Origin of the sequence: Microbacterium sp. NPDC058021 (assembly GCF_042885955.1) — a bacterium.
In the GTDB taxonomy this organism is placed as follows: domain Bacteria; phylum Actinomycetota; class Actinomycetes; order Actinomycetales; family Microbacteriaceae; genus Microbacterium.
The window spans coordinates 60716-84317 of record NZ_JBHVRF010000002.1 but is presented as its reverse complement, the minus strand read 5'-3'; the positions used below and the strand labels follow the sequence as shown (position 1 = coordinate 84317).

42 protein-coding genes are annotated in these 23602 nt (G+C 68.9%); 41 read left to right on the top strand and 1 reads right to left on the bottom strand.

What is annotated here, in order from left to right:
- Positions 1-5 precede the first annotated feature (5 nt).
- From ACFVR6_RS03870 to ACFVR6_RS03740, 27 genes are all read left to right on the top strand, one after another.
- Positions 6-302, top strand: a complete 297-nt coding sequence (locus ACFVR6_RS03870; RefSeq protein ID WP_386959029.1) for a hypothetical protein — start codon at positions 6-8, stop codon at positions 300-302.
- A complete protein-coding gene (locus ACFVR6_RS03865) occupies positions 299-499 on the top strand; it encodes a hypothetical protein (protein ID WP_386959027.1) in 201 nt (66 codons plus the stop codon). The genes ACFVR6_RS03870 and ACFVR6_RS03865 overlap by 4 nt, the downstream gene beginning before the upstream one ends.
- Positions 496-1113: a hypothetical protein gene (locus tag ACFVR6_RS03860; RefSeq protein WP_386959025.1), complete on the top strand. Its 618-nt coding sequence runs from the start codon at positions 496-498 to the stop codon at positions 1111-1113. The genes ACFVR6_RS03865 and ACFVR6_RS03860 overlap by 4 nt, the downstream gene beginning before the upstream one ends.
- Before the next feature lie 5 nt (positions 1114-1118).
- Positions 1119-1424: a hypothetical protein gene (locus ACFVR6_RS03855; RefSeq protein WP_386959024.1), complete on the top strand. Its 306-nt coding sequence runs from the start codon at positions 1119-1121 to the stop codon at positions 1422-1424.
- Positions 1421-1753 (top strand): hypothetical protein, encoded by a 333-nt coding sequence (locus tag ACFVR6_RS03850; protein WP_386959022.1) that lies wholly within the window; start codon positions 1421-1423, stop codon positions 1751-1753. Before ACFVR6_RS03855 ends, ACFVR6_RS03850 begins: the two co-directional genes overlap by 4 nt.
- Positions 1750-2580 carry a hypothetical protein gene (locus ACFVR6_RS03845; RefSeq protein ID WP_386959020.1) on the top strand — a complete coding sequence of 277 codons (831 nt, stop codon included), beginning with the start codon at positions 1750-1752 and terminating at the stop codon, positions 2578-2580. The genes ACFVR6_RS03850 and ACFVR6_RS03845 overlap by 4 nt, the downstream gene beginning before the upstream one ends.
- Positions 2577-3524, top strand: coding sequence for a phage recombination protein Bet (gene bet / locus ACFVR6_RS03840; RefSeq protein ID WP_386959018.1), 948 nt, complete (start codon positions 2577-2579; stop codon positions 3522-3524). The genes ACFVR6_RS03845 and bet overlap by 4 nt, the downstream gene beginning before the upstream one ends.
- On the top strand, positions 3521-3808 hold the full coding sequence (locus tag ACFVR6_RS03835; RefSeq protein ID WP_386959016.1) for a hypothetical protein: 288 nt from the start codon (positions 3521-3523) through the stop codon (positions 3806-3808). The genes bet and ACFVR6_RS03835 overlap by 4 nt, the downstream gene beginning before the upstream one ends.
- Complete coding sequence (locus ACFVR6_RS03830) at positions 3805-4284, top strand: hypothetical protein (RefSeq protein WP_386959014.1); 480 nt, start codon at positions 3805-3807, stop codon at positions 4282-4284. Before ACFVR6_RS03835 ends, ACFVR6_RS03830 begins: the two co-directional genes overlap by 4 nt.
- Positions 4284-4685: an HNH endonuclease gene (locus tag ACFVR6_RS03825; protein ID WP_386959012.1), complete on the top strand. Its 402-nt coding sequence runs from the start codon at positions 4284-4286 to the stop codon at positions 4683-4685. Before ACFVR6_RS03830 ends, ACFVR6_RS03825 begins: the two co-directional genes overlap by 1 nt.
- Positions 4685-5449: a helix-turn-helix domain-containing protein gene (locus ACFVR6_RS03820; protein ID WP_386959010.1), complete on the top strand. Its 765-nt coding sequence runs from the start codon at positions 4685-4687 to the stop codon at positions 5447-5449. Before ACFVR6_RS03825 ends, ACFVR6_RS03820 begins: the two co-directional genes overlap by 1 nt.
- A complete protein-coding gene (locus ACFVR6_RS03815; protein ID WP_386959008.1) occupies positions 5446-6654 on the top strand; it encodes an AAA family ATPase in 1209 nt (402 codons plus the stop codon). Before ACFVR6_RS03820 ends, ACFVR6_RS03815 begins: the two co-directional genes overlap by 4 nt.
- Positions 6655-6670: 16 nt before the next feature.
- On the top strand, positions 6671-6895 hold the full coding sequence (locus tag ACFVR6_RS03810; RefSeq protein ID WP_386959006.1) for a hypothetical protein: 225 nt from the start codon (positions 6671-6673) through the stop codon (positions 6893-6895).
- Entirely contained in the window at positions 6892-7155 is a 264-nt protein-coding gene (locus ACFVR6_RS03805) for a hypothetical protein (RefSeq protein WP_386959005.1), read from the top strand. The genes ACFVR6_RS03810 and ACFVR6_RS03805 overlap by 4 nt, the downstream gene beginning before the upstream one ends.
- Positions 7152-7388, top strand: a complete 237-nt coding sequence (locus tag ACFVR6_RS03800) for a hypothetical protein (protein WP_386959003.1) — start codon at positions 7152-7154, stop codon at positions 7386-7388. Before ACFVR6_RS03805 ends, ACFVR6_RS03800 begins: the two co-directional genes overlap by 4 nt.
- The gene (locus ACFVR6_RS03795) at positions 7385-7801 is read left to right on the top strand and encodes a hypothetical protein (protein ID WP_386959001.1); all 417 of its coding nucleotides are present in this window, start codon (positions 7385-7387) and stop codon (positions 7799-7801) included. Before ACFVR6_RS03800 ends, ACFVR6_RS03795 begins: the two co-directional genes overlap by 4 nt.
- A gap of 136 nt (positions 7802-7937) precedes the next feature.
- Complete coding sequence (locus tag ACFVR6_RS03790) at positions 7938-9137, top strand: Lsr2 family DNA-binding protein (RefSeq protein WP_386959000.1); 1200 nt, start codon at positions 7938-7940, stop codon at positions 9135-9137.
- Positions 9134-9493, top strand: a complete 360-nt coding sequence (locus ACFVR6_RS03785) for a hypothetical protein (RefSeq protein ID WP_386958998.1) — start codon at positions 9134-9136, stop codon at positions 9491-9493. The genes ACFVR6_RS03790 and ACFVR6_RS03785 overlap by 4 nt, the downstream gene beginning before the upstream one ends.
- Complete coding sequence (locus ACFVR6_RS03780; protein ID WP_386958996.1) at positions 9490-10002, top strand: hypothetical protein; 513 nt, start codon at positions 9490-9492, stop codon at positions 10000-10002. The genes ACFVR6_RS03785 and ACFVR6_RS03780 overlap by 4 nt, the downstream gene beginning before the upstream one ends.
- Positions 9999-10469 carry a DUF4326 domain-containing protein gene (locus ACFVR6_RS03775; protein ID WP_386958994.1) on the top strand — a complete coding sequence of 157 codons (471 nt, stop codon included), beginning with the start codon at positions 9999-10001 and terminating at the stop codon, positions 10467-10469. Before ACFVR6_RS03780 ends, ACFVR6_RS03775 begins: the two co-directional genes overlap by 4 nt.
- Before the next feature lie 4 nt (positions 10470-10473).
- Positions 10474-11094 (top strand): hypothetical protein, encoded by a 621-nt coding sequence (locus ACFVR6_RS03770; protein WP_386958992.1) that lies wholly within the window; start codon positions 10474-10476, stop codon positions 11092-11094.
- Positions 11091-11393, top strand: a complete 303-nt coding sequence (locus ACFVR6_RS03765; protein WP_386958990.1) for a hypothetical protein — start codon at positions 11091-11093, stop codon at positions 11391-11393. The genes ACFVR6_RS03770 and ACFVR6_RS03765 overlap by 4 nt, the downstream gene beginning before the upstream one ends.
- A 3-nt stretch (positions 11394-11396) precedes the next feature.
- A complete protein-coding gene (locus ACFVR6_RS03760) occupies positions 11397-11738 on the top strand; it encodes a hypothetical protein (RefSeq protein ID WP_386958988.1) in 342 nt (113 codons plus the stop codon).
- On the top strand, positions 11735-12139 hold the full coding sequence (locus ACFVR6_RS03755) for a hypothetical protein (protein WP_386958987.1): 405 nt from the start codon (positions 11735-11737) through the stop codon (positions 12137-12139). Before ACFVR6_RS03760 ends, ACFVR6_RS03755 begins: the two co-directional genes overlap by 4 nt.
- A 133-nt stretch (positions 12140-12272) precedes the next feature.
- On the top strand, positions 12273-12677 hold the full coding sequence (locus tag ACFVR6_RS03750) for a hypothetical protein (RefSeq protein ID WP_386958985.1): 405 nt from the start codon (positions 12273-12275) through the stop codon (positions 12675-12677).
- Positions 12678-13264: 587 nt separating this feature from the next.
- The gene (locus tag ACFVR6_RS03745) at positions 13265-13435 is read left to right on the top strand and encodes a hypothetical protein (RefSeq protein ID WP_386958983.1); all 171 of its coding nucleotides are present in this window, start codon (positions 13265-13267) and stop codon (positions 13433-13435) included.
- Positions 13432-13557, top strand: a complete 126-nt coding sequence (locus tag ACFVR6_RS03740) for a hypothetical protein (RefSeq protein WP_386958981.1) — start codon at positions 13432-13434, stop codon at positions 13555-13557. The genes ACFVR6_RS03745 and ACFVR6_RS03740 overlap by 4 nt, the downstream gene beginning before the upstream one ends.
- Positions 13558-13643: 86 nt before the next feature.
- On the opposite strand, the gene ACFVR6_RS03735 is transcribed toward ACFVR6_RS03740, so the two are convergent.
- Positions 13644-13952 (bottom strand): DUF4429 domain-containing protein, encoded by a 309-nt coding sequence (locus ACFVR6_RS03735; RefSeq protein WP_386958979.1) that lies wholly within the window; start codon positions 13950-13952, stop codon positions 13644-13646.
- A gap of 26 nt (positions 13953-13978) precedes the next feature.
- Between ACFVR6_RS03735 and ACFVR6_RS03730 the strand changes: the two genes are divergently transcribed.
- The 14 genes from ACFVR6_RS03730 (at position 13979) to ACFVR6_RS03665 (ending at position 23602) form a co-directional block, all read left to right on the top strand.
- A complete protein-coding gene (locus tag ACFVR6_RS03730; RefSeq protein WP_386958978.1) occupies positions 13979-14272 on the top strand; it encodes an HNH endonuclease in 294 nt (97 codons plus the stop codon).
- A gap of 2 nt (positions 14273-14274) precedes the next feature.
- Complete coding sequence (locus ACFVR6_RS03725) at positions 14275-14484, top strand: hypothetical protein (RefSeq protein WP_386958976.1); 210 nt, start codon at positions 14275-14277, stop codon at positions 14482-14484.
- 2 nt (positions 14485-14486) lie between these two features.
- Positions 14487-14783 carry a hypothetical protein gene (locus ACFVR6_RS03720; protein WP_386958974.1) on the top strand — a complete coding sequence of 99 codons (297 nt, stop codon included), beginning with the start codon at positions 14487-14489 and terminating at the stop codon, positions 14781-14783.
- Positions 14784-14786: 3 nt separating this feature from the next.
- Positions 14787-15134 carry a YegP family protein gene (locus tag ACFVR6_RS03715; RefSeq protein ID WP_386958972.1) on the top strand — a complete coding sequence of 116 codons (348 nt, stop codon included), beginning with the start codon at positions 14787-14789 and terminating at the stop codon, positions 15132-15134.
- Positions 15135-15431: 297 nt separating this feature from the next.
- Positions 15432-15878, top strand: a complete 447-nt coding sequence (locus tag ACFVR6_RS03710; protein WP_386958970.1) for a terminase small subunit — start codon at positions 15432-15434, stop codon at positions 15876-15878.
- The gene (locus ACFVR6_RS03705) at positions 15796-17538 is read left to right on the top strand and encodes a terminase large subunit domain-containing protein (protein ID WP_386958967.1); all 1743 of its coding nucleotides are present in this window, start codon (positions 15796-15798) and stop codon (positions 17536-17538) included. The genes ACFVR6_RS03710 and ACFVR6_RS03705 overlap by 83 nt, the downstream gene beginning before the upstream one ends.
- A gap of 16 nt (positions 17539-17554) precedes the next feature.
- The gene (locus tag ACFVR6_RS03700) at positions 17555-17764 is read left to right on the top strand and encodes a hypothetical protein (RefSeq protein ID WP_386958965.1); all 210 of its coding nucleotides are present in this window, start codon (positions 17555-17557) and stop codon (positions 17762-17764) included.
- Positions 17765-17776: 12 nt separating this feature from the next.
- Positions 17777-19927 (top strand): phage portal protein, encoded by a 2151-nt coding sequence (locus ACFVR6_RS03695; protein ID WP_386958963.1) that lies wholly within the window; start codon positions 17777-17779, stop codon positions 19925-19927.
- Between the two features lie 8 nt (positions 19928-19935).
- A complete protein-coding gene (locus tag ACFVR6_RS03690) occupies positions 19936-20754 on the top strand; it encodes an HK97 family phage prohead protease (protein WP_386958961.1) in 819 nt (272 codons plus the stop codon).
- 16 nt (positions 20755-20770) lie between these two features.
- Positions 20771-22075, top strand: coding sequence for a phage major capsid protein (locus ACFVR6_RS03685; RefSeq protein ID WP_386958959.1), 1305 nt, complete (start codon positions 20771-20773; stop codon positions 22073-22075).
- Between the two features lie 115 nt (positions 22076-22190).
- Positions 22191-22460, top strand: coding sequence for a hypothetical protein (locus tag ACFVR6_RS03680; protein WP_386958957.1), 270 nt, complete (start codon positions 22191-22193; stop codon positions 22458-22460).
- A 19-nt stretch (positions 22461-22479) separates the two neighbouring features.
- Positions 22480-23004, top strand: coding sequence for a hypothetical protein (locus ACFVR6_RS03675; protein ID WP_386958955.1), 525 nt, complete (start codon positions 22480-22482; stop codon positions 23002-23004).
- Positions 23001-23345: a hypothetical protein gene (locus tag ACFVR6_RS03670; RefSeq protein WP_386958953.1), complete on the top strand. Its 345-nt coding sequence runs from the start codon at positions 23001-23003 to the stop codon at positions 23343-23345. Before ACFVR6_RS03675 ends, ACFVR6_RS03670 begins: the two co-directional genes overlap by 4 nt.
- Positions 23345-23602: a hypothetical protein gene (locus ACFVR6_RS03665; protein ID WP_386958951.1), complete on the top strand. Its 258-nt coding sequence runs from the start codon at positions 23345-23347 to the stop codon at positions 23600-23602. The genes ACFVR6_RS03670 and ACFVR6_RS03665 overlap by 1 nt, the downstream gene beginning before the upstream one ends.

Sequence of the window (23602 nt, the reverse complement as noted above, 5' to 3'; positions counted from 1 at the left end):
AGAACATGGACATTCACAACGAGGTCGCCGCAACCGACTCGTCGAACCCGCCGGCTGAAGTGCTGGATCTGCAGGTCATCCAGCACGTGCTCTGGTTCTACGGCGATCCGGTCTGGGGTCTGGAGCCCGGGCACTTCACGGTCGCGCTGCTCACGGCGTTCGTGAACGCCGACCTGGGGAACTTCGCGCTGCTGGCGTCGTCGTTCCCTGCGCAGGGCTACTGGGTGCGGATGCTGCGGCACCACCCGGAGGGCATGCAGATCGCGGTCGACGCGGCGCAGCGTCTGGCGGCACGGTCGTGACTGAGCGCAGCATCCGGGTGACGACGGAGTCGGTCGAGGTCATCCTTCCGGAGCCGGTGCCGGCGTCTCGGGCTGTCGGGCTCGAGGGTCTGGTGGAGATCCCGGCGCGTAGCCCGTGGCCGATGGTGCGGGCGGTGCTCGCCGGGCTGGTGTGTGCTGGCGCCGTCGCGGCCGCCGTGCTGGCGGTGACGCTGTGAGCACCGTTCTCGGATTCGACACGTCGTTGACGATCTCCGGGTGTGCTCGGGCGGACCTCGGGATCGGGGCTGACGGGACGCTCAAAGCGGTCTGGTGGGAGACGTGGCGGGGACGCGCGGCCGCTGCGGAGGTGGAGACGGTCGCGAGCACCCGGCGCCGCATCCGGGTGATGCTTCGCGAGATCCTCGCGCTGGTGCCGGTGTCGTTCGACCTGGCGGTCGTCGAGGGTCCCGCGATGGGGGCGAAGTACACGCCGCTCGCTGATGAGCGTGCGGGTCTGCGGTGGATGCTCGTCGACCAGCTGCTCGCTCGTGGCCCGGTGGTGCTGGTGTCGCCGATGACACGGCAGTCGCTGGGGTTCTCGGGGAAGATCCCGCGCGGCACGACGCCGACGGCTCGGAAGCGTCTGGTGACCGACGCGGTGCGGGCGACGTTCCCGGGCGCTCACGTGCCTGACCACAACGTCGCGGATGCGGTGGTGCTGGCTGCTGCTGGCGCGCATGCGCTCGGGATGCCGTGGCCGGTGCCCATGAGCGCGAAGCAGGTTTCGGCTCACGCGAAGGTCGCGTGGCCGGTTGTCGGTGGTCGGGAGTCGACCGCCGGGAAGGAGTAGGGGTCATGGAAACGAAGCCGACGTCGTTCGCGCGGGGTGTGCCCGCTGAGGAGCGGAACGGGTTCTACGGGATCGAGGACGACCTGATCGCGGGTGCTGGTGGGCAGCAGCTCGTCGCGGTCGTGACGTACTCGGTCGACGAGGTGGTGTCGAAGGCGATCGCGGGGGAGCAGTACCCGGTCGTGAAGGCGACGCACATCGAGGTGCTGCACGACGAGAAGGCGGTCGCCGCGGCGTTGAAGCTGCGGGACGCGGCGTACAAGAAGCGCACGGGTGAGAACGCGCTCGACCTGCCGGAGGTGGACGAATGAGCGACCAGGCCATGACGGCGACGCTGGTGCGCGACGTCACGAAGCAGAACGGGGCCCGAGGTGAGATGCGCCTCTACCGCCTCTCCCCGCCTCTCGCCGGGTGGGAGTTCGTGGTCGTCTCGGCTGTCGCGGCGGCATTCGATACCGGGCGCCCTGAGACGTACATCTTCCCGTCGAGCGTGAACGGTGGGATCGCCGGTTGGGGCGAGCTTCCGGGCTCGTTCCAGGGCGACATGGATCACGAAGCGGCGCTCAGCAATGCTGGCTACGCGGTCGCAGATGTGCTGGTCGTGGCGGAGTCGGCCGCACGCAAGGCGGTGGAGTCGTGACCCCGTCGCGGTCCGCGACGACGCTCGCGGGTGTGAGCGCTGGCCGGTTCCGTCGCCGCAACTATGGCCGCAACCACGGCTACCTGCTCGACGGGCAGAAGATCATCTCGGTCACGAAGATCCTGAGCCTCGGGATGCCGAAGCCGGCGCTGATCAACTGGGCGGCGAACGAGGCCGCGCAGCTCGCGTGGGAGAAGCGTGACGAGCTGGCGAAGGCCGGCTACTCCGACTTCATCCTGACGGTTGCGAAGGCGCACGAGCGGAAGCGGAACACGGCGGCTGTGAAGGGCACCGCGGTGCACGGGTACGGGCAGAAGCTCGTCACCGGTGAGCGGGTCGAGGGTATCCCCGACGAGGTCGCGAAGAAGGTCGACCAGTACGTGCGGTTCCTGAACGAGTGGCAGGTCGTGCCGGTCGCGGTGGAGCGGGCGATCTGCAACCTGGGCATCCCGTACGGCGGGACGTTCGACCTGGTCTTCACGACGCCGCTGTTCCCGGGGCGGGTGTTCCTCGCGGACATCAAGACGGCGAAGGCGGTCTACGGCGACAACGCCCTGCAGCTCGAGGGGTACGCCCGCGGCGACTTCTACGTCGACGACGGCGAGGGCGAGGTTCCGATGGCGGACCTGGGCATCACGGATCACGTGGTGATCCACCTCGAGGAGGACAAGTACAACGTCGTGGAGATGTCTCGCGGCGACGAGGTGTGGGAGGTGTTCCAGTCGATCATCGGCGTCGCGAAGGCGATGGACGGCCCGCGTGGTGAAACCGAGTTGGACTCGATGATCGTCGGCGAGCTGTACCGGCCCGGGGAGGGTTGGCTGTGAGCGCGGAGGTGGCGTCGGCCACGGTCACCATCCAGCCGCGGCCGCAGTCGATCGAGCTGCCCACGACGGGCGACCCGTCGCAGTGGACACCGGATCAGAAGGCGCTGCTGGACGCTGCCGGGCTCGTGATCCACAAGAAGGGTAAGGACCCGGTCCCTGCTCCTCGTCCGACCGTGGTCGCGTTCCTCGCGCACTGCCGGCGTACAGGACTGGACCCGATCGCTCGGCAGATCTACGCGATCGAGCGGGGCGGCAAGTGGGGCATCCAGGTGTCGATCGACGGGCTCCGGCTGGTCGCTGAGCGGTCGCGGCAGTACGCCGGGCAGAAGCCGGTGCAGTGGACCGCCGACGGGAAGACGTGGGTGGACGTGTGGGTGGCGAACGAGCCGCCGGCCGCTGCCCGGGTCGCGGTGCTGCGTCGCGACTTCGCTGAGCCGCTGGTCGCGGTGGCGCGGTTCTCGTCGTACGTCGTGCTGAACGACGAGTACGAGGGCGACTACCCGAACCGGCGGAAGACGGGCCGGAAGGTCCCCGGCGATATGTGGGCTCGGATGCCTGAGGTCATGATCGCGAAGGTCGCGGAGGCGCTGGCGCTCCGGAAGGCGTTCCCGCAGGAGTTGTCGGGTCTGTACACGGAGGAGGAGATGGATCAGGCGCTGGGCGCCGATCCCGCGCCTCGTGCGCCTCGGGGGGCTGCTGAGCCGACGCTGGCGCCTGGAACCCGGTCGGCGCAGCGTGACCCTCTGCCGGGTAAGGAACCCGAGGAAGCCCCGGTGGAGGCGGAACTGGTGGAGGACGCGGCAGATGGGCGCGTGGAGCCGCTGGCGATGGATCCCGGGGTGATGTGCGCGCGGTGTGGCATTGCGCATGTCGACGAGCCGGGCGCGATCTGCGAGGCGTGCGAGATCGAGGTCGAGCGGGAGATCGCTGGGGGGCAGTCATGAACGAGCCGGTGGTGCGGAACGAGCACGGCGCGATCCTCGGGATCGACTTCCGGCGGACGGGGCTGGTGCCGATCGGGTTGCGGGTGCCTGGTCAGGTGCCGGCGCGGGTGGTGTTCCCCGGTGACCGCGTGTCGATCGCCGGCGTCGAGGCGGTCGTGCACCAGGTGCAGAAGGGCGACGTCGTGCGGCTGTTCACGCGGACCGACAAGGGCGGGCAGATCGTGTTCGAGCGTGCCGCTGGCGAGCTGGTGCACGTGTCTGGTGTGGGGGCGTTTGAGCGATGAGCGACGTGGTGAACGTGGACTCGGATCTGCTGACCTGGCCGAACGGGGAACTCGTCGACGTCGAGTCCATCGAGGGGTATGCGGAGGACGCGCGGATCGTCGCGACGTCGCCGCTGGAGGACGGTGTGATCCGGACTCCCGACTGGGTGATGGGTGAGCTGGCGAACGTGTCCCGGCATGCCGCGCGGATGGTCCTCGTGATCCACCAGGCGGAGGCGTTCAAGCGTCGCGCCGCGACCGAGCTGGAGCGGGCCCGTGCGCGGGCACGTGTCGAGCACGCTGGCATGCCGCCGGCGCAGCAGACGGCACGGATCGTGCTCGCGGTGCTCGAGGAGAAGCGGGCGTACGACGACGCGGTGGTCGCGTTCGAGTACGCCCGCCGGATCGGGAACCTGCTGTCGGACTACACGGGGCGGGTGCAGTCGATCGGGAAGCAGGTCGAGCTGGTGTACCGCGACGCGGGCAGGGGGCTGTGATGGGCGCCGGTGACTTCACTCCCGCGGTCGTGCGGAAGGCGTTCTACGAGCGTGAGCAGGGGCGGTGCTTCCTCTGCCGGAAGCAGCTGCAGTGGGAGGCGCGGGGGATCGGGTGGTCGGCGCATCACCGGAAGCCGCGGGGGATGGGTGGCACGTCGGATCCCCGGATCGGGTCGATCGCGAACTGCCTGATCGTGTGCGGGTCGGGCACGACGGGGTGCCACGGCCGCATCGAACGGAACCGCGGCGTCGCGCTCGCGGTGGGACTGCTGATCCCGAAGAACGCGACAACAGAGGATTTTGCGCCCGCAGCTGTGCGGGTGCGTCGGATGGACAAGACGTGGTGGCTGCTCACGGAGAGCGGCCGCGCGGTCGAGGTTGAGGAAGGGATCCCCAGCTGATGGGAATCACACGCGCAAGGCTCGCGATCGACGAGCACTTCACCGCGGTCCCGAACGAGTGGGCCCGGGATGCTCGGCTCTCGCGCCGGGCACGGGGCCTGCTGGTCGAGGTCATGTCGCACCGTGTGGGGTGGCATGTCACGATCCGGTCGCTCGCGGCCGTCGGCAAAGAGGGTCGCGACGCGATCCAGTCGGCGCTGAACGAACTGGTGACCCATGGCTACGTGGTGCGGTCGCAGAGTCGTTCGGCGGGGAAGTTCGGTGAGATCGAGTACGAGCTGTGCGATCCGCCCACCGTGTCCGGGTTTTCCGGACGCGGTGAGCAAAGCCCTGGTCAGACCGCGTCCGGGTTTACCGTGTCCGGTTTTGCCGTGTCCGGTGAATCCGCCACAAAGAAGAACATCTCTTCAGAAGAACATCTGTCAGAAGGTTTGCTCGCTCCGGGCGATGTGGACCAGCCGATGGCGGCGACGTTCGCCGAGTTCTACATGGCGTACCCGCGGAAGGTGGGCAAGGAGGCTGCTCGTCGGGCGTTCGAGAGGGTCGCGCGGACGGTCGATCCGGCACTGGTCGTCGATGGCGCTCGCCGGTATGCGGCGGACCCGAACCTCCCGGAGAAGCAGTTCATCCCGCATCCGGCGTCGTGGTTGAACGCTGGCCGGTGGGATGACGAGCCGGAGGCGCGACGCACGGGTGCGACGCCCGCTGGCCCGTCGACCGATGACTTCGCTGAGGGCGACGAGTGGATGGCGTTCAACCGATGAACGGGACGCTGGAGACGACGTCGTCGGCGCTGGCCGAGCGGTTCGTGCTGGGTGCGATCATGGCGGACACTCGGGTGCTGCGGTCAGTGCAGGAGCAGGTCGTGCCGCGCGACTTCGAGGATCAGCGTCTCGGCGCGATCTACGCGGGCATCATCCGGATGGTCGCTGAGCGGATGCCGGTCGACTACCTGACCGTGTGGGATCAGCTCGCCGCGTGGGACGTCCGCGGTGTGGACCTCCCGCAGCTGTCGGAGTGGGCGACGGCGGTCCCGTCGACGTCGTCGGCGCCGTACTACGCGAGCCTCGTGCGGGATGCCGCGATCCGCAGGCAGCTCACGGTGATCGGGTCGCGGCTGCAGTCCGCCCCTGACACGGGCGTCGCCCTGTCGACGGCTCTCGAGGATCTGCGGGCTCTGCGGGACCGGGACGCTGCGTCGACGACGAGCGCGCGCACGCTGCGGCAGGTGCTCGACGTTCCGGAGGAGGAGGACGCGTACCAGTGGGTCGTGCCTGACGTCCTCGAACGTCGCGACCGGCTGATGCTGACGGGGTCGGAGGGTGGCGGGAAGTCGACGTTCCTCCGGCAGATCGCGGTGCTCGCGGCCGGCGGGATCCATCCGTTCCGGTTCTCACCGATCGACCCGATCCGGGTATTGGTCGTCGACGCGGAGAACAGCGAACGGCAGTGGCGGCGCGCGGTGCGTGCGATGGCGGAGGAGGTCGAGATGCGCGGGCAGCGGGCCCCGCACGACCATCTGGCGCTTGAGTTCGTGCCGCGGATGGACATCACGCGGGCGGGTGACCTCGGGCAGCTGCACCGGCGGATCGACGAGACGCGGCCGGATCTGCTGCTGATCGGTCCGCTGTACCGGCTGCTCCCGGGGTCGATCAACAACGACGACGACGCCGCACCGGTGCTCGCCGCGCTCGACAGTCTGCGTGAGCGCGACGTCGCGATGCTCATCGAGGCGCACGCGGGGCACTCGGTGTCTGCCGGCGGCGATCGCGATCTGCGGCCGCGTGGGTCGTCGGCGCTCCTCGGGTGGCCGGAGTTCGGTCTGGGGTTGCGGCGCGACAAGCAGGTCGGGGCGGGCGGGCAGGTGCGCTTCAGCCTCGTGCGGTGGAGAGGTGACCGTGACCGGCGTGCGTGGCCGACGAAGCTCGCACGCGGTCACCTGTGGCCGTGGGAACCAGTGCAGGTCTGAGAGAGGGAGTGAGGACATGGCAACAGCAGTGAAGGGCCGGCGTCTGGTGGACGCGGTCGACGAGGTGGTCGCGGAGCTCCGCCTCGCGAACCGGCTGGCGGTGCTCGCGTTGGGCACGTCGGCGCTGGACGAGGTGGACGTGTCGGTGCTGAAGACGCCGAGCACGCGCCGCCGGCAGGAGCGGTTGAACAAGGTCCGTGCGGAGATCCGTGCTGGCCTCGGATTCGAGGGGGAGTCATGAGCATCATGCGGGAGGTCGAGGTCGCGCGGGCTGAGGTCGGCGACGACTACAGCATCGAGGTCACGGTCGTGGACCTGGTGAAGGGCGTGACGGCGACGGTGTCGCTCGACCACGGCGAAGCACGGGAGCTGGCGCGGCAGATCGCGGTGGCGCTGCTGGGGGCGGAACGGATGATCCGGGAGGACCGGGACGTCGCGACGCACGGGTTCGATATCGACCTGGATCTCGGCGGGCTCGTTGCAGGGGAGATGAACGGATGAGCGCGACGCCGCTGTCGGCATCCGATCTGATCGAGATCGGCAAAGCGCTCGAACCGATCGAGCTTCTCCCGGCCATCGTGCGCAACCCGCTGATCGGCCGCATCGAGGTGCTGCGCCCGGGCGGCGGCGACGTCGTCGGCCACTTCGTGATCGCGGACGAGGCGGCATCGGAGGACGAGGCATGGTTCGGGTTCTACGCTGCCGACCCGATCGTTGGCGAGGTGCGGCCGTGAGCGCCCGGGAGCGGTGGGACTCCACCTGCCTGCTGGCCCTCTCAGCCAGCCTCGCGTTCAACAATCGCGCCGCGCTGACCGCGTGGATCGTGGAGCACGTCGGCACCGACGACGATGCCTGGCTGGACTTCGCGGACGCGCTGGCGTCGCTGGCCGCGGCGAGCGTCCAACTCAAGGCGGCCGCGGCGGGGATCTCGAAGCCGCTGATCACTCCGAAGTGGTCGGTCGGTTCGACGCACCGTAAGCGTCTCGCGATGCAGATGGTCGTCATGGTCGCGAACAACGACCGGGCGGCCGCGCAGGGCGTGCTCGGCGCGGTGCAGGAAGCGAACGACGTCGCCGAGTTCTGCGGCGATCTCACGGTCCTCGCGATGCGGGCTTTCGCGGGCGATCTCGGGAAGGTGCGGCGATGAGCGACCGGGTCTGTTTCAAGGCACCGCACGCCGTGAGGGGCGCGTGCGGCCGGAAGGCCACGGCGACCGCCGCCGACTGGCGGAAGGTCACGTGCGTCGACTGCCACGCCGCGCGCCGAGCTGATGAGGCCGCAGCATGAGCGCCGCGGACCGCCTCGAGGACTCGTTCCCGCACGGCACGGCCGATGGGTACGACGCCGGATGCCGCGGCGTGATCTGCCCGGCCGCCGTCGAGCACGGGCTGTCGTGCCAGCGGGCGAAGCAGCTCACCGCTGGTGACTACCAGTACCAGAAGCTCGTCCGCCGGGGTGCGTCCCCGGCCGAGATCGCGGAGGCGCTCGGGTTGCACCCGGCGCCGACCGGGACTCACCCGGACCGCCGCCCGAAGAAGCCGGCGAAGAAACCGGACCTCCCCGTCGAGGTCGACCACAAACCCCAGGAGGCACCGATGCCCGAACCTACTCCCACCCCGACCCCCGCCGACGTCGCCGCGAAGGTGAAGCGAAACCGGAAGCCGCAGACCGGCCCGTCGCAGTCCGTGGTGCGCGCGTGGGCGCGTGAGAACGGCCTGGACGTGAATCCCCGCGGGCAGGTGCGGGCGGACGTCGTGCGGGCGTACCTGGCCGCGCACGCCCCCATCCTCTCCAAGGGGAAGGACGCACCCTCTCCGACGTGGCGGAAGTTGCGCACCGCCGTTCTCGCCGCGATCACGGTCGATGCCGACGAGGTGCCCGTCGAGGATCTCGGGATGCGGCGGGAGTTCACGTCCCCACCCGAACAGGCACCCGTGACGCTGGCTGAGTTCGCAGACGTGCCGTGCGAAAACCTCACGCAGGGTAGCTGCGCCGACGAGGGGTCGGGACGGTCGCCTGTCTCGCCGTATGGTGCGACCGGGTACTGCTGGCCGTGCCGGATCCGACACGCGCTGAGGTTCGACGAGGTCCTGGTCGAGGGCTCCTGGTTCAAGCGTGCGGAGCTGCCGACGATCCTCGGGAACTACATGCGGACCGCCGAAGACTTTGCACGACAGGTGAAGGACATCACCATCGCGGGCGCGGAACTCGCCCCGGCACCCGAGGCGGACGCCGCCGCCTACGCGGCGCTCGAGTTGGTGCTCCGCAAGTGGGCGGGCGAGAAGGACCGCGCCGACGCGCTGCAGCGGGCACTCGACGACGAACGGGAACGGCTCGGCGCGTTCGCGCGGATGCTGACGTCCTACCAGGTCGCGGCGGATGCTGACGCCGAGCTCATCGCGTCGATGGACCGGATGGTGGCGGACCTGACGGCCGAGGTGGAGCAGCTGCGCACCCCGTGGTGGCAGAGGCGGATGTCATGAGCACCGCGCTGTTCGAGCTTGAGGACTTCGAGGAGACTCGAACCGAGTGGGAGCCGATTTACTGCCGGTGGGATCAGCCGCAGCTCGTTCGTCTCGTCAACGCGGACGTGATCTGTCGGGACTGCGGGCGGAAGGCGGGCTACAACCAGGGCGGTGCGGACCGGACCGGCTCGTTCATGGTCTGCGACGACTGCGCCAGCCTCGACCGGTGCCTGACTCGGCAGCACGACCGCGGCCCCGGCTGGCACGTATCCCACTGGGGTGAATCCCACCGGGCGGATGAGCATGACGCGCTCGTCGCGAAGCAGGCGAAGCGTCGCGCCGCGTACCTCGCACGAGCGGCGGTAGCAGCATGAGGGTCCTGACCGTTCGGCAGCCGTGGGCGTGGGCGATCATCCACGGCGGGAAGGACGTCGAGAACCGGGTCCGCAACATCGCCGGGGCGTACCGGGGCCCGGTCGCGATCCACGCGGCTCAGGCCGTCGACACCTCGGCTGACGAGGCAATCCACCGCGACCTGCGGTTTCGGACGCTGTCGGACGCTTTGGCTGCGACGAACAAATGGCGGCGCGAGACGGCTGATGCTTACTTCGCACGCGGCGTGATCATCGGCGTGGTCGACCTCGTCGACGTGCACCATGCGGCGGAGTGCGTCTACGTCGGCAGCGCGGTCGAGGACTTCGACGGGAACTTCGTCTCGCAGGAGGTCACCTACTGCTCGGCCTGGGCAGAGGATGCGAACGTCTACCACCTGACGATGGCGAAACCGCGGCCGATCGCCGATCCGATCCCGTACCAGGGCGCGCTCGGGCTGCGGACGCTCGATGAGGCGACGTGCATCGCCGTGTGGGAGGCGATCGCATGACGATCGATCAGGAACGCGGCCCCGAGTTCGACCGGCTCTACCGGGCGCTGCACGCCGCGACGACGCCCCCCACGAACCTGTCCCTGACGTCGATGGCTCGGTACCTGTTCGACGAGGGCGTGCGGGTCACTCCGCTGCTGCCTGAGACGGTCCGGCCAACGCTCGTCGACGTGCCGACGCGCATCCAGCTGTCACGCAAGCGCGGCTGGCGGCTCCCGGCCGGCGCAATCTCGTGCGCCCGCCCCCATCGGTACGGGAACCCGTTCATCATCGGCACGCCGGAGAACGGCGGCAACATCACCCGCGAGCAGTCGGTGTCGATGTTCCGGGAGGCGCTGTTCGACGGACGACTGCAGTTCACCGTCGCCGAGGTGCGCCGCGAGCTGAGGGGCCGGACCCTCGGATGCTGGTGCGGCCTCGACGAGCCGTGCCACTGCGACGTGCTGCTGGAGGTTGCGAATGCCTAGCCTGATGCCCCTCGACGCGATCGACCCGGAAGCCGGCTACCGGGCGTGGGTGGAGCAGTACCTCTGGCACATCGACCAGCTCCCGAACGTGGTGGAAGCGAGCGGGACCGTCGCCCTCGCCACCCACGGGCTGAAGGCAGCCCAGCTGAAGGAGCGGGTGTCGGGTGGCGGGTACATCGACAACATCCCCGTGGTCGACGGCCCCGAGTCGAGGAATGCCCGGGCCGTGTGGGACACGCTCCGCGCCTACCTGACCGCCGCTTCGTCACGGATCGGGGTGGAAGCCCCCAACCTGCCCCCAATGCTCCCTGATGACGTCGCCGCCGCCCGCTGGTGGGCGTTCGCGGCGAACGAGTGGCTCGCTGACCGAGTGCACGTGATCCTCGACCACCAGGACCTCGCACCGCTCGAGGATCAGCTGTTCCGGCTGATCCGGCGGGCACGCACCCAACATGGCACCCCGGTCGTGCGTCGGCAGCCTGCGGAGCTGTGCATGGTCTGCGGGGTGCAGGGTGTGGCGGTCGACTGGGTGACGGGTGGGGATGGGCGGGCGACGCTCGCGAGGACGTGCCGTGAGTGCGGCGACGTGCAGATGGGAACCGAGAAGAAGGAGCAGGACCGATGACCGAAACCAAGCACGCTGAGCACGTCACCGTAGAGGCATGGATGCGCGACTGCATTGAGGGTGAGTGCGAGCACGTCGACCCGGACGAGGCGGGTACCACGGACACCGCGGTCGACACCTGCCCGTCAACCCAGTTCGTCGTGTGCGTGGACTGCATGGACGAGAAGGGCGCGGGGCGGGATGAGGAGGGTTGGGACGAACTCCCGCTCGAGGCGTGGCCGCATCCTGGCTCAGCTGGCTGGACAGAGACACCGCCGCCCGCTCCGCCAATTCTCCGCGAGCACCCTGAGGAGGGCTGACCGATGACCGACCAGGAAGCACGAGACGAGCTGGGGGCGCACCTCTTTGAGTTGGAGACGGGGCGGACGGATTGGACTCGCCTCGCGGGCGAATCCGGCGAGTATCTGCGCGAGTTGCGCAGACGGCAGGCAGACCCGATCCTCGCGTGGATGGCTGAGAACGGCTACCGGAAGCACCCGGAACCCGAGCGAGTGCGGACCGCGCTGGAGACAGCGTGGGACCAGGGCAATGCGACCGGGCTGGACGGATGGGTAGGACCGGGCCGCGGCACGCTGCCCATTGACGACGAGGCAGTGCGATCGCGCCGCCGGGACGTGGACCGAATCATGGAGGGGCTGACGTGACCGACCAGGAAGCACGAGACGAGCGCGAGGCGCTGCGGAACGATATCGCTCGCACCATCCACGACGGTCCGAGTGCCGTCATAGAGCTCGCGACGATGATGATCGCCCCGCATTCATGGGAGGAGTGCCCCCACAAGGCCACGTACCTCGGTGACGCGGATGCGCTCGTCGCTGCCGGCTACCGGAAGCACCCGGAACCCGAGGTCGAGTACGAGGTGACCTACTCGTCGCCGCAGGCGCCGTCGATTGACGGATATCGCCTCCGCTGCTCGTCGGGGATCCTGCCGACCCTCGACGCCGCAGAGCAGTGGGCGGCAGTCGTGGACAACCCCCGGGTGCAGATGCGGACGAAGGCCGTTCCCGCTGGCCCATGGGTGCCGGTCGGAGAGGGGGAGCGGTGAGCGGACGCATGGGGTTCGGGTGTCTGAAGCACCCCTGGTGGGACTCGGTGATGGTCCCGACGTGGATGGGCTGGTGGCTGCCCCGCCTCCACGTGTGGCTGCACGAGCGCACCGCGCACCGCGAGGGGGGGCGATGAGCGCGCTGAAGGCGTGGGTGCGGGATCTCCGTGACGCTGCTGGCGACATGTCCCCGATTGCCGTCGCCGGGATGGTCACCGTGTTCGCGGTCTGGCACCGTCCCAACGCAATGCCGGGAGGCGGTCGCCTCGTCGAGCGGTGGGAGGCCGTCATCGTGTACGTCCCCGAGGATCGACGGAACCGCGACCGCGCGCGCGTCTCGAACGTACTCACCGCCAGCGCCCCGTCCGCTCGCAATGGCCGCCGCAGCTTCGTCGGATCGAAGCCAGCAGCATGGACACGATGGGTGCTCGACGCCCTCGGGTACGACCCCGCCACCGACACTCTCGACGACATCTTCCCCGGCTCCGGCGCAGTCTCAGCAGCTGCAGACGGAATGCTGTCGCTCGGAGAGGCCTGACCGGACCATGCCCACCCTCACCTACCGGGAAGCCGCGAAACGCGTACACCGGTCACGCCGCGCCATCCAGTACTGGCGAGCCCGCGGCATGCCCATGACCTGGGAGGAACGAGACGGCAAACAGGTCCGCGTCGTCGAAGAACGCGTACTCCTCAAATGGTGGCGCGACAGGCTCAACAACTGGCCAGCGCACCAGTACCGCCTCCGAAGGCTGAAAGCCGCGCAGACGGGCGCACAGGACCCGACACGCCGGGATGAACATGCTTGACCCCGAGTACTTGCATCCCACACATTTGAATCAGACAGTTATCGCAAGGGCCCCGACCACCAAAGGTGCGGGGCCTTTGCCATACCCCTCGGCCGGGGGTCGAGCCGCCGCGCACACACAACGACCTCTGGATCGCGGCGCGAGACGACGCTCCTCCCGGCCGAGGCACCACAGACCGGGTGTGCACACCGTCGCCAAACGGTGAAGGACCCTCAAGGGCCGACTGACTCCGAGGCCTAGGGGCACCTGCACCCGCACCAGAGGGGCGCCGCGTGTTGCGCTCGGCGCCCCTCACACTTCCCAACGACGGGAGGCTGTCATGCTCGGGATCACCTACGCCCGCACGATCGACGCCGCACTCGACGAGATCAGCCGCCGCGACCGTGAACGGCAGGCAGCGCTCGACGCGCTCACCCGCCTCGTCCGCCGATGCCCCGACCTGGAGGTCGACGTCGACCTCGCCACCGCGCGCCTCGCGCTGCAGCGATGATCTGGGTCGCGCTCGGCAGCGGCGCCGGCGGCCTCACCATCGGGATCGCGAGCATGGTGCTCTGGCACCGGTACGCGGCCCGCATCATCTGGACCATCCTGTCCCGGGGCGACCGACCATGACCACCTGCCCGTACTGCGGCGGGCGCGTCCTCGCCGCCCTGGTCGCGTTCTGCTGCGACCCGGTCAGCAACGACCTGCCCGACGAGTCACCCGAGCAGAGCCCGGTTGATCGCGTCGGCGACGGCCTCGAACTCCGCGTTCTTCGCTGACTTCGAGAACTGCACAGCGTCGGTGTCGCGCTGCAGCTGCTGAGTCTTGTTCCGCGCCTTCACGTCCGCCGACCCGGCCAAGTTCAACCGCAGGTGCCCGGCCATCAGCCCGGCCTTCTTGAACTCGACGCCCTGGATGCGGTCGAGGGGGATCGTCTTCGACCCACCCTTCGTCTTGATGATGACGCCGTTCCCGAGGAACTCGACGGACCCGTTCATCGACTCGGCCTTCACGCTCTCGCTCATGGCGCAGATCGTAGCGGGGAGAGAGCATGCCCACCAGCGTTATCACGTCAGCCGCCTACCAGCGGATGCGCGCGGAGATGAAGGCGCAGTGGCAGCCGATCAACGCGGCGTGCGCGTTGTGCGGGCAAGCGACGATCGACTGGGACGGCCCCCGCAACGCACCCGAGTCGTTCGAGCTCGACCACAAGATCAGCCGCAAGCGACGCCCCGACCTCGCGCTCGACCCGTCGAACGCGCAACCCTCCCACTGCCGGTGCAACCGCTCGAAGGGCGCCGGCACAGCAACCCCCGCCATCGGGGAGACGACCGAGGAATGGTGACGATGAAGACCATCGACGTGAAGAACGGACCGCTGCACGGCACCACCCAGCAGGTGCCCGACGACGCGACCGCGTTCACCCACCACGCGGACCCGAACGGGTACTACAAGGTGAACGAGAAGACCGCGACGTGGCAGGCCACCACACCCAAGCGTGCGGCCACCGTCGCCGACGACACCACACCCACCCCGGCGGCCGTGGTCACCGACTGACCATGGCCGCGATCCTCACGACCCTCACCGGGAAGGTGCTCATCCAGGTGGAGGGCATGGACCCCGTCGAGGTCGGCACAATCGAGATCCCGATCCACGCCGACGTCTCCACGCTGCGCACGTCGGGTGCGGACACGGCGATCCCCGCCGAGGACGTGCCGCCCTTCCGTCCCCCGCCGACCTTGCACCGCCACAAGCCCGTGCAACACCGAGACGGCAAGGCACCGTGGTGCAACGCATGCGGGCTCGACGCGAACTACGAGACATCCGTCTCCCGCCTCGCAGGCAAGGAGGAGTGACCAATGTCCACCCTCGACATCTACCAGCGCACCGACGGCCTCTGGGCCTGGCGCCTCACCGCACCGAACGGAAACATCATCGCCACCGACGGCGGGCAAGGGTACGAGAACAAGCACGACTGCGAACTCATCGCACACGCCATCGCCGCGGGGGTCTACGCACCCATGTCGACCGTCGACGCCGCATACGCGGCCACACACGCCCGCCTCGCCGACGACCCCGAGTACCAGCGACTGAAGCAAGCCGCAGACCAGGAAGCGGAGCAGACACCCAACCAGTACCTGCACCGCAACACCTTCACGTTCTACATCGAGACGCACACCCCGCTGTTCGGGCAGGGTGAGCGATGAGCCTCTCCCGCGACCGCGCACAGGAACGAGCACACGGCGGCATCATCCACCGACAAGGCGACATCGCCACACTCGGAGACGGCAGCCAATGGTGGCTCAACGGCACACAGTGGGCACGGAACGAGGCAGACGGTGCCATCGCACACCGTATCCGCACCATGCGCACCATCCAGGGGTAGGGGCGTCCCAATCTCTACAGCCTGAGCGCCAGGAAGACTTCTCCGGCAGTCGTTTCCCCCACCGGGGTCGGTGGTTGCTCGGAGCGGCGCGAACGCGTCACGGGCGAGAGGAGCCGTCATGGCGAAGACTGCGGCGGAGCGTGCCCGGGATTACCGGGACAGGAAGCGCCAGGAGCAGGAAGCCGAGGACGCGGCTGCGCGTGACGCGCGTGACGCTGCTGCGCCGACGACGATGCGGGATGCGGTGGAGGCTGCGATCACGGCGGCGAGGTGGCTCACGGGAGCGGATGCCGCGTCGATCGCGCAGGCTCGGACGCTGGCTCACCGCATCGACGTACTGGAGCACCAGGACGACACGAATCGTGCGCTGTCGGCGCACCGGGCGCTGTCGCAGGTGCTGAACGATCTCGGCGCGACGGCGACGAAGCGCATGCAGTACGAGCTGCGGTCGCGTCGCGCTGCGCCGGAGGAGGGCGACGAGGATGAGCGGGAGTCGGGCGAAGGAGCGAAGGAGCCGGGCAACGTCACCCAGCTCCGGCGGCCGACGCCGCGCGCCCGCGCGTAAGATCTTCGGCTGCCAGACGCCGCGGATCTTCACCCCGCCGAAGCGTGAGCTGACGCCGGAGACGTCGCTGGGCTTCGAGGTCATCGAGTTCTGGGACTGGATGCGGGACCGGCTCGAGGAGCTGGATGCGAAGCGGTCGCCCGACGACGACATCGAGTATCTCGACCTTCTGCCTCGCGCGCTCGAGTGGCAGCGGTGGCTTCTGATCCACGCGCTGGAGCTGCTCGAGGGTCCGGGGTGTGTGTTCCGGTTCCGCACGGTGCTGCTGCTCGTGGCCCGGCAGAACGGCAAGTCGGTTCTGCTGACCGTGCTGATCCTGTGGCGCATGTTCCAGGACCACGCGCGCATGGTGCTGGAGACGCACGCGACGACGGAGCACGCGCGGCAGGCGTGGGAGGAAGCCGTCGCGATCGCGGAGGCGATCCCGGACCTCGCCGACGACATCGCGAAGGTGCAGGAGGGTAAGAACTCCGAGCTGCTGCTGCTGGACAAGGGCGAGAAGTTCAAGATCGCGACGGCGAACCGTCGTGGTGGTCGCGGGTTCCGCGGGGATCTGGTGATCTTCGACGAGCTGCGTGAGCACCAGGACTGGCGGGCGTGGTCGGCGACGTCGAAGACGACGATGGCGCGGCGGCGTGCGCAGGTGTGGGGCGTGTCGAACGCCGGCGATCTGACGAGCGTGGTGCTGCGGCATCTGCGGAAGGTCGCGATCGCGAACATCCAGGGCAGGGTGCCTGACGGGATCCCCGCTGAGTTGGCGAAGGATCTCGACCTCGACACGATCGGGCTGTTCGAGTGGTCCGCCGGCACGGTCGACGGCTCCGAGGACGGGCAGCCGCGGGGCATCTGGGATCGGGAGGGTTGGGCGCAGGCGAACCCGTCGATGGGGTACACCGAGCTCGACGAGCGCGCGATCGCCGCGGCGGCCGCGAGCGACCCGGAGTGGGAGTTCCGCACCGAGGTGATGTGCCAGTTCGTGAACATGGCCGGGTCTGGTCCGTTCCCGAACGGGGCGTGGCATCGGACGCTGGATTCGAAGGAAGCGCGGGCGGCGCGCGGCGTCGTTCGCGACGTCGACCGGCCTGCCTGCTACGGCGTGGACATGTCGCACGACCGGAAGATGATCTACGTCGCGATGGCGTTCTGGGACACCGAGGGCCGGATTCGGGTGGAGATCGTCGCTCGACGTGCGGGGCCCGACTGGGTGATCCCGTGGCTGAAGGACCCGGCGCGCAAGGTGAAGCCGCACCACCTGGCGTTCCAGACCCGCGGCGCGACGATCTCATCGATGCACCGGGCGTTCACCGACGCCGGCATCAACGTGACCCCATGGGAGGGGTCGGAGCTCGCCGGCTGGCACGGACTGTTCTACGACCTCGTGCGGGTCGCTGCTCCCGATGAGTCGCCCGAGGGTGAGTCGGAGGAGGAGCGGCGCGAGCGCGTGCGGTTCAGCCACGGTGTGCAGCCGGTGCTCGACATCGCCGCGACGACGGCGCAGATCCGTGCGCTGGGTGACGGCGGGTGGGCGGTCGACCGGGACAAGTCGCCGGAGGATGCCGCGCCCGTGGTCGCTGCGATCGCCGCTGTGGGTCTGCTGCTGACGAACCCGGCGCCGCCTGTGCGCTCGGCCTACGAGGACCGCGGCCTGATGGTCGTCTGACTGAGAGGGGGCGCGCGTGGGCGTGTTCAAGCGGGTGCTGCTGCTGCGGCGCGTGATCGTCAATCTCACCGACGGGTCCTCGATCGAGGGGGTTCTGTACCGGGACCCGGGGCGTCTGCTCGTCCTGAAGAACGCGGTCTATCACGAGGCCGGCTCCGCGCCGATCGAGCTGGACGGCGAAACCGTGATCGAACGCGACCGCGTGCTGTTCGTGCAGGCACCGTAGGGGAGGCGCTGGATGGTTATCGGTATCTCGGCGGGGAAGCTCCTCGCCGTACACAAGCCCACCTACCAGGCGCCGACGTCGCTGCGGATCAGCGACGACCGGACGCTCGACTACGCGGCGATCTACCGGCAGCACCAGTCGGTGCGCACGGTGGTCGACTTCCTGGCGCGGAACGTCGCGCAGCTCGCGCTGCACACGTTCGAGCGCACCAGCGACTCGGATCGGAAGCGCATCACGGATCACCCGTTCGCGCGGATGATGCGGCAGCCGAACCAGTTCACGACCGGCTATCGGCTGATGTTCTCGCTGGTCGCGGACCGTGGGATCTACGACCGTGCGCTCTGGGTGAAGATGCCGGGCGCCGGTGGCGAGATGCAGCTTGTGCGGATTCCGCCGCGGCTGTGGACGGTCGCCGACGACGACAACTGGCTCGCGCCGACGCGGTTCGTGCTGAACGGCAGCAAGGGCAAGGTGTCGCTGGACGCCGAGCAGGTCGTCTACTTCCGGGGGTACAACCCGGAGGATGAGCGGTTCGGGCTGTCCCCGATCGAGTCGCTGCGGCGCATCCTCTCTGAGGAGTACGCGGCGGGGCAGATGCGCGAGCAGGTGCTGCGCAACGGCGCCCGGGTCAGCGGGTACATCACCCGTCCGGCCGGCGCCGCATGGTCAGATACCGCGTACGACCGGTTCCAGCAGGGCTGGCGGTCGCAGTACCAGGGGCAGTCGGCGACGGAAGCCGGCGGCACGCCCGTGCTCGAGGACGGCATGACGTTCGTCCCTGCGTCGCACACGGCTGAGGATCTGCAGTACATCGAGGCGCGGAAGCTGTCCCGTGAGGAGGCGGCGTCGGCTTACCACATCCCGCCGCCGATGGTCGGGATCCTCGACCACGCGACGTTCGGGAACATCCAGGAGCAGCACAAGATGCTGTACCAGGACACCCTCGGGCCGATCCTGCAGGACGTGCAGCAGGAGATCGCGTTGCAGCTGCTCCGCGACTTCGACGGTACCGATGATCTGTACTCCGAGTTCAACATGGCGGAGAAGCTGCGGGGCTCGTTCGAGGAGCAGGCCGCGCAGCTGCAGACGTCGGTGGGTGCCCCGTTCCTGACCCGCAACGAGGCGCGCGCTCGCGCGAACCTTCCCCGCATCGAGGGTGGCGACGACCTGGTCGTGCCGCTCAACGTGCTCGTGGGCGGCCAGGCGTCGCCGCGTGACGGCGTCACAGCCGGTGGGGGCGGCGGCCAGCTGCCCGACGCAGCGGTGCCGGAGGTCGATGGGTTCACCCCGGACGAGGTCGTGAAGCTGGTGAACGCGGTGACCGCGCTCATCCGTGCCGGGTTCGATCCGAGCGAGGCGCTCGCCGCGGTCGGGCTCGACCCGATCAAGCACCTCGGCCTGCTGCCCGTGACGATCCAGAAGCCGGTCGCGCCGGAGGGCGATGTCGACGAGACGCTCGTCGAGGAGATCACGAAGTCGATCGGGCACGTGCATTCCAAGGCGCGCCCGCCGAAGACCTATGTCGCGAAGGCGACGGAGGTGCTGTCGGGGTTCTTCGCCCGTCAGGGTCAGGTCATCAAGTCCGTGCTGGGCGCGAAGGCCGACGCTGAGTGGTGGGACGGGGACCGGTGGGATCGGGAGCTGGGCAACGCGCTCTACGCGCTGTCGGCGTCGATCACTGACTCCGTCGCACGGGCTCAGCTCGCGTCGCTCGGCGTGGACGAAGGTGACTTCGATCTCGACCGGACGCTCGCGTATCTGAAGACGGTGGCCGGCGCGAACGCGTCGAGCATCAACGCGGCGACGCGGATCCGACTGGAGGAAGCTCTCGCCGATCCCGACGACCCGGTCGAAGCGGTGAAGCACGTGTTCGATGTTGCGACGTCGTCTCGTGCTGCGCAGGCGGGTCTGACGGTCGCGACGGCGGCCGCCGGTTTCGCGTCGGTGGAAGCGGTCAAGCAGGTGCAGGGCACCCGCACCGCGACGAAGACGTGGGTCGTCACCTCTGGCAACCCTCGCCCCTCTCACGCCTCGATGGCGGGGGAGACGGTTCCCCTCGATTCCGTGTTCAGCAATGGCGCGAAGTGGCCGGGCGACAGCTCGGCGCTGGACGTCGACGAGGTCGCCGGTTGCTCGTGCGACATCGAGATCAACTTCGAGTAGGAGAAGCGATGTTCACCAAGTCCATGCCCGTCTTCGTGAAGGCGGTCGGTGAGGCTGACGGCCTCGAGGAGGGTGTGTTCGAGGCGATCGTCTCGGTGTTCGGCAACGTCGACAGCTACGGCGACCGGATGATCGAGGGCGCGTTCAAGGACACGCTCGACGAGTGGGCGGCGTCGGGAAACCCGATCCCGAGCTACTACTCGCACCGGATGGACGACCCCGACTACAACATCGGGGAAGTCATCGATGCGAAGGAGCTCGCGCCCGGCGACCCGATGCTGCCCGCGAAGATCAAGGACCTCGGCGGCCTCTACGTCAAGGTGCAGGTCGACCTTCACCAGGAGGCGCTGAAGGCCCGCCAGGTGTACCGGCTGCTGAAGGGGCGCCGGCTCACGCAGTTCTCGTTCGCCTACGACATCGTCGACTACGCGATCGTCAAGGGCGAGCAGGACGACCACGAGGTCTGGGAGCTCCGGAAGGTGAAGCTCTACGAGGTCGGCCCGACGCCGATCGGCGCGAACCAGGAAACCGAACTTCTCGGGGTCAAGGCGGCGGGGCATCACGCCCGCCAACTGGCATCCGAGGTGAAAGCCGGCCGGGTTCTCTCGGCCAAGAACGAGGGCGAGCTGCGCACCGCGTACGACTCGATCGGCAAGGTGCTCGCCGCCCTCGAATCTGACGACGACAGCAAGGCCAACGGTGACGAACCGGCCAAGGTCGATGAGCCCTCCGGGGCCAAGGCCGATGAGCCCACGCGTGCATCGTCCGCTCTGACGCGTCTGCAGCTCGAGCTCGCGCTGGGTGAGCTCGAATCCATCGAGTCCTGAAAGGGGACGAACGCACATGAGTGCAGCAGCAATCAAGGAGCGGATGGGCGCGGCGCTGAAGACCGCCCGCGACATCTCGGAGCTCGCCGAGCGCGAGGGCCGGGATCTCACCGCCGAAGAGAACGAGAAGGCCACGGCGGCTCTCCTCGATTACAAGGCCGCGAAGAAGGACTTCGAGCGGACGCAGTCGACGGAGCAGCTGAAGTCGGCGCTCTCGGAGATCGGCATGGACCTCGGTCTGGAGCCGGCGGGCGAGAAGGCGGCACCGACCGCGTTCCACCAGCCGAAGAAGCTCAAGAGCATCGGCCAGATGTTCGCCGAGTCCACCGAGTACAAGTCGATGATGAGCCAGTTCGCGGACGGGCGCATCAACGAGAAGGCTCGCGTGCAGTCGGCACCGATGGGCGTGAAGGCGCTCGTCACCGGCGCGTCCGACACCTCGGGTGGCGCGTTCGTGCAGAACGACGTGCAGGGCATCCTCGAGCTGCTCGGCCGTCGTGAGCTGACGCTGCGCGACCTGATCTCGGTTCGCCAGACCGAGTCGGACACGGTCGAGTTCGTGCAGCAGACCACGCAGGCGACGTCGGCCGCGCCCGTCCCCGAGGCGACGTCGTCGGCGGCGCCGACCGCACCCGGCACCGCCGGCGCGCTCGTGAACAACGCGGGCGGCGGCTACAAGCCGGAGGGCTCGATCGCCTTCCTGAAGGTCACCGCGACCGTGAAGACGATCGCGGAGTGGGTGCCGGCCACGAAGCGCGGCCTCGCCGACGCGGCGCAGCTGCGCGGCCTGATCGACGACGAGCTCCGCGCCGACCTGGCGGAGGAGGAGGAGGACCAGATCCTCAACGGTTCCGGCACGGGTGAGAACCTGACCGGCATCCTGAACACCTCCGGCATCCAGACGCAGGCGTGGAACACGGACCTGCTCACCACGATCCGCAAGGCGAAGACGAAGGCCCGCACCGTGGGCCGCGTCCGTCCGAACGCGATCCTGCTGAACCCGGAGGATGCGGAGCGTCTCGACCTGCTGAAGGGCACGTCGAACGACCACTTCTACGGGCCGGGCCCGTTCGCGTCGAGCGGCATCCAGACGGTGTGGGGCATGCCCTACGTCGAGTCCGAGGCGATCGCCGCTGGCGTCGGCCTCGTGGGCGACTACACGAAGGCCGTCCTCTGGGACCGCGAGCAGGCGTCGATCACGGCGACCGACTCGCACGCGGACTTCTTCATCCGCAACCTGGTGGCGATCCTCGGTGAGGAGCGCGTTGCGTTCGGCGTCACCCGTCCGAAGGCGTTCGTCTCGGTCGACCTGACCGCGTAAGTCGGAGGGGGTCATCGTGGCGAAATGCAGGATCTGCGGGGCGCCTCACAAGGCGTGCGGACCGACGACCACGGTGACCCCCGTTGACTCCAACATCACACAGAGGAGCACGACAGTGGGTCTGAACCGATACGAGGTGACCGTCGAAGGACGGCACCCGCACACCACCACCCTGCTGCTGTCCGACGAGGACGCGAAGCGCATGGGTGTGTTCAAGGAGAAGGGCGGGAAGCCGGCGGCCAACAAGGCGCGCACGCCCCGCAACAAGGCCGCGAAGCCCGCGGCGAAGAAGCCGACCGCGCGATCCGCGGCGGCGAAGAAGCCGGCCGCGGCACCCGCGGATCCGGTGGTCGACGGGGCGTCCGACCCGGACGCATCCGAGTAGCGGGAAGGTGGTGGTAGCGATGGATCCGTTCGCGTCCGCGACGCTCATGCAGCAGCGCACACAGGGTGAGATCACTTCCACCACCCACCCGTACCTCGTGCAGGAGCTGGAGGCCGCGTCCCGCGCGATCCGGAACTTCTGCCGGTGGCACGTCGCGAAGGCCGAGACGCTCACGTATCAGCGCTCCGGTCGATTCGAGGCTGACGTGTGGCTGCCGGCGATGGAGATCTCGTCGATCACGAAGGTCACGCTCGACGGTGTCGAGTGGACCGATCTGGACGCCGTCGAGTTCGACGGGCGCACCGGCTGGACGAACCTCCGCGGCCGCCGCGTCGAGGTCGAGTACGTCGCCGGCTACATCGAGGTGCCCGCCGACATCGAGATGCTGACGCTGGAGCTCGCCGCTGGCGGGCTGGGCACCGCGCTGAACATCAGCCGGGAGCAGGCGGGCGGCGTCGCGGTGACGTACTCGCGCAGCAGCGGCGCGATGACCGCGCTCGACGAGGGCCGCCTGGTGCAGTACCGGCTGGGGCGGGTGCCGTGATCGGTGGGCTCGTCGCACGGCACACGCTGAAGGTGCATCGTGCGCCGGTCGTCGACGACGGCCGCGGCAACCTCGCCGCCGACTGGTCGCAGGTGGAACCTGCGCGTGAGTCGGAGGGGTGGGCGCTGGACGTGGGGAACACGGTGGAGGACACCACACACCGCGACGGCGCGATGGTCGAGTACACCGCCCGAGGACCGTTCGACGCCGACGTGCGCTCGACGGACCGGATCGAACTGTTCGGGGATCTGTACGAGGTGAGCGGGGACGTGCGGCGACAGCCGGGTCCGACGCCGCGCACGTCGCACACGATCCTCACCCTGACGAAGTGGACGGGCTGATGGCGATGAAGAGCATGCGGATCGAGCTGAACCGCGCCGGCATCGTCGCGTTGCTGCAGTCCGCTGAGCTGGCCGCCGATCTCGTCGAGCGTGGCGGGCGCATCGCGTCCGCAGCCGGTGATCCTGAGGACTACGAGGTGACCGCGACGACGAACCGTGACCGCACCGTCGTGTTCGTGCGCACGGCGTCCCCGAAAGGCCGACAGGCGGAAGCCGAAGACCGCGCGCTCACGAGCGCGATCGACGCGGGGAGGTAA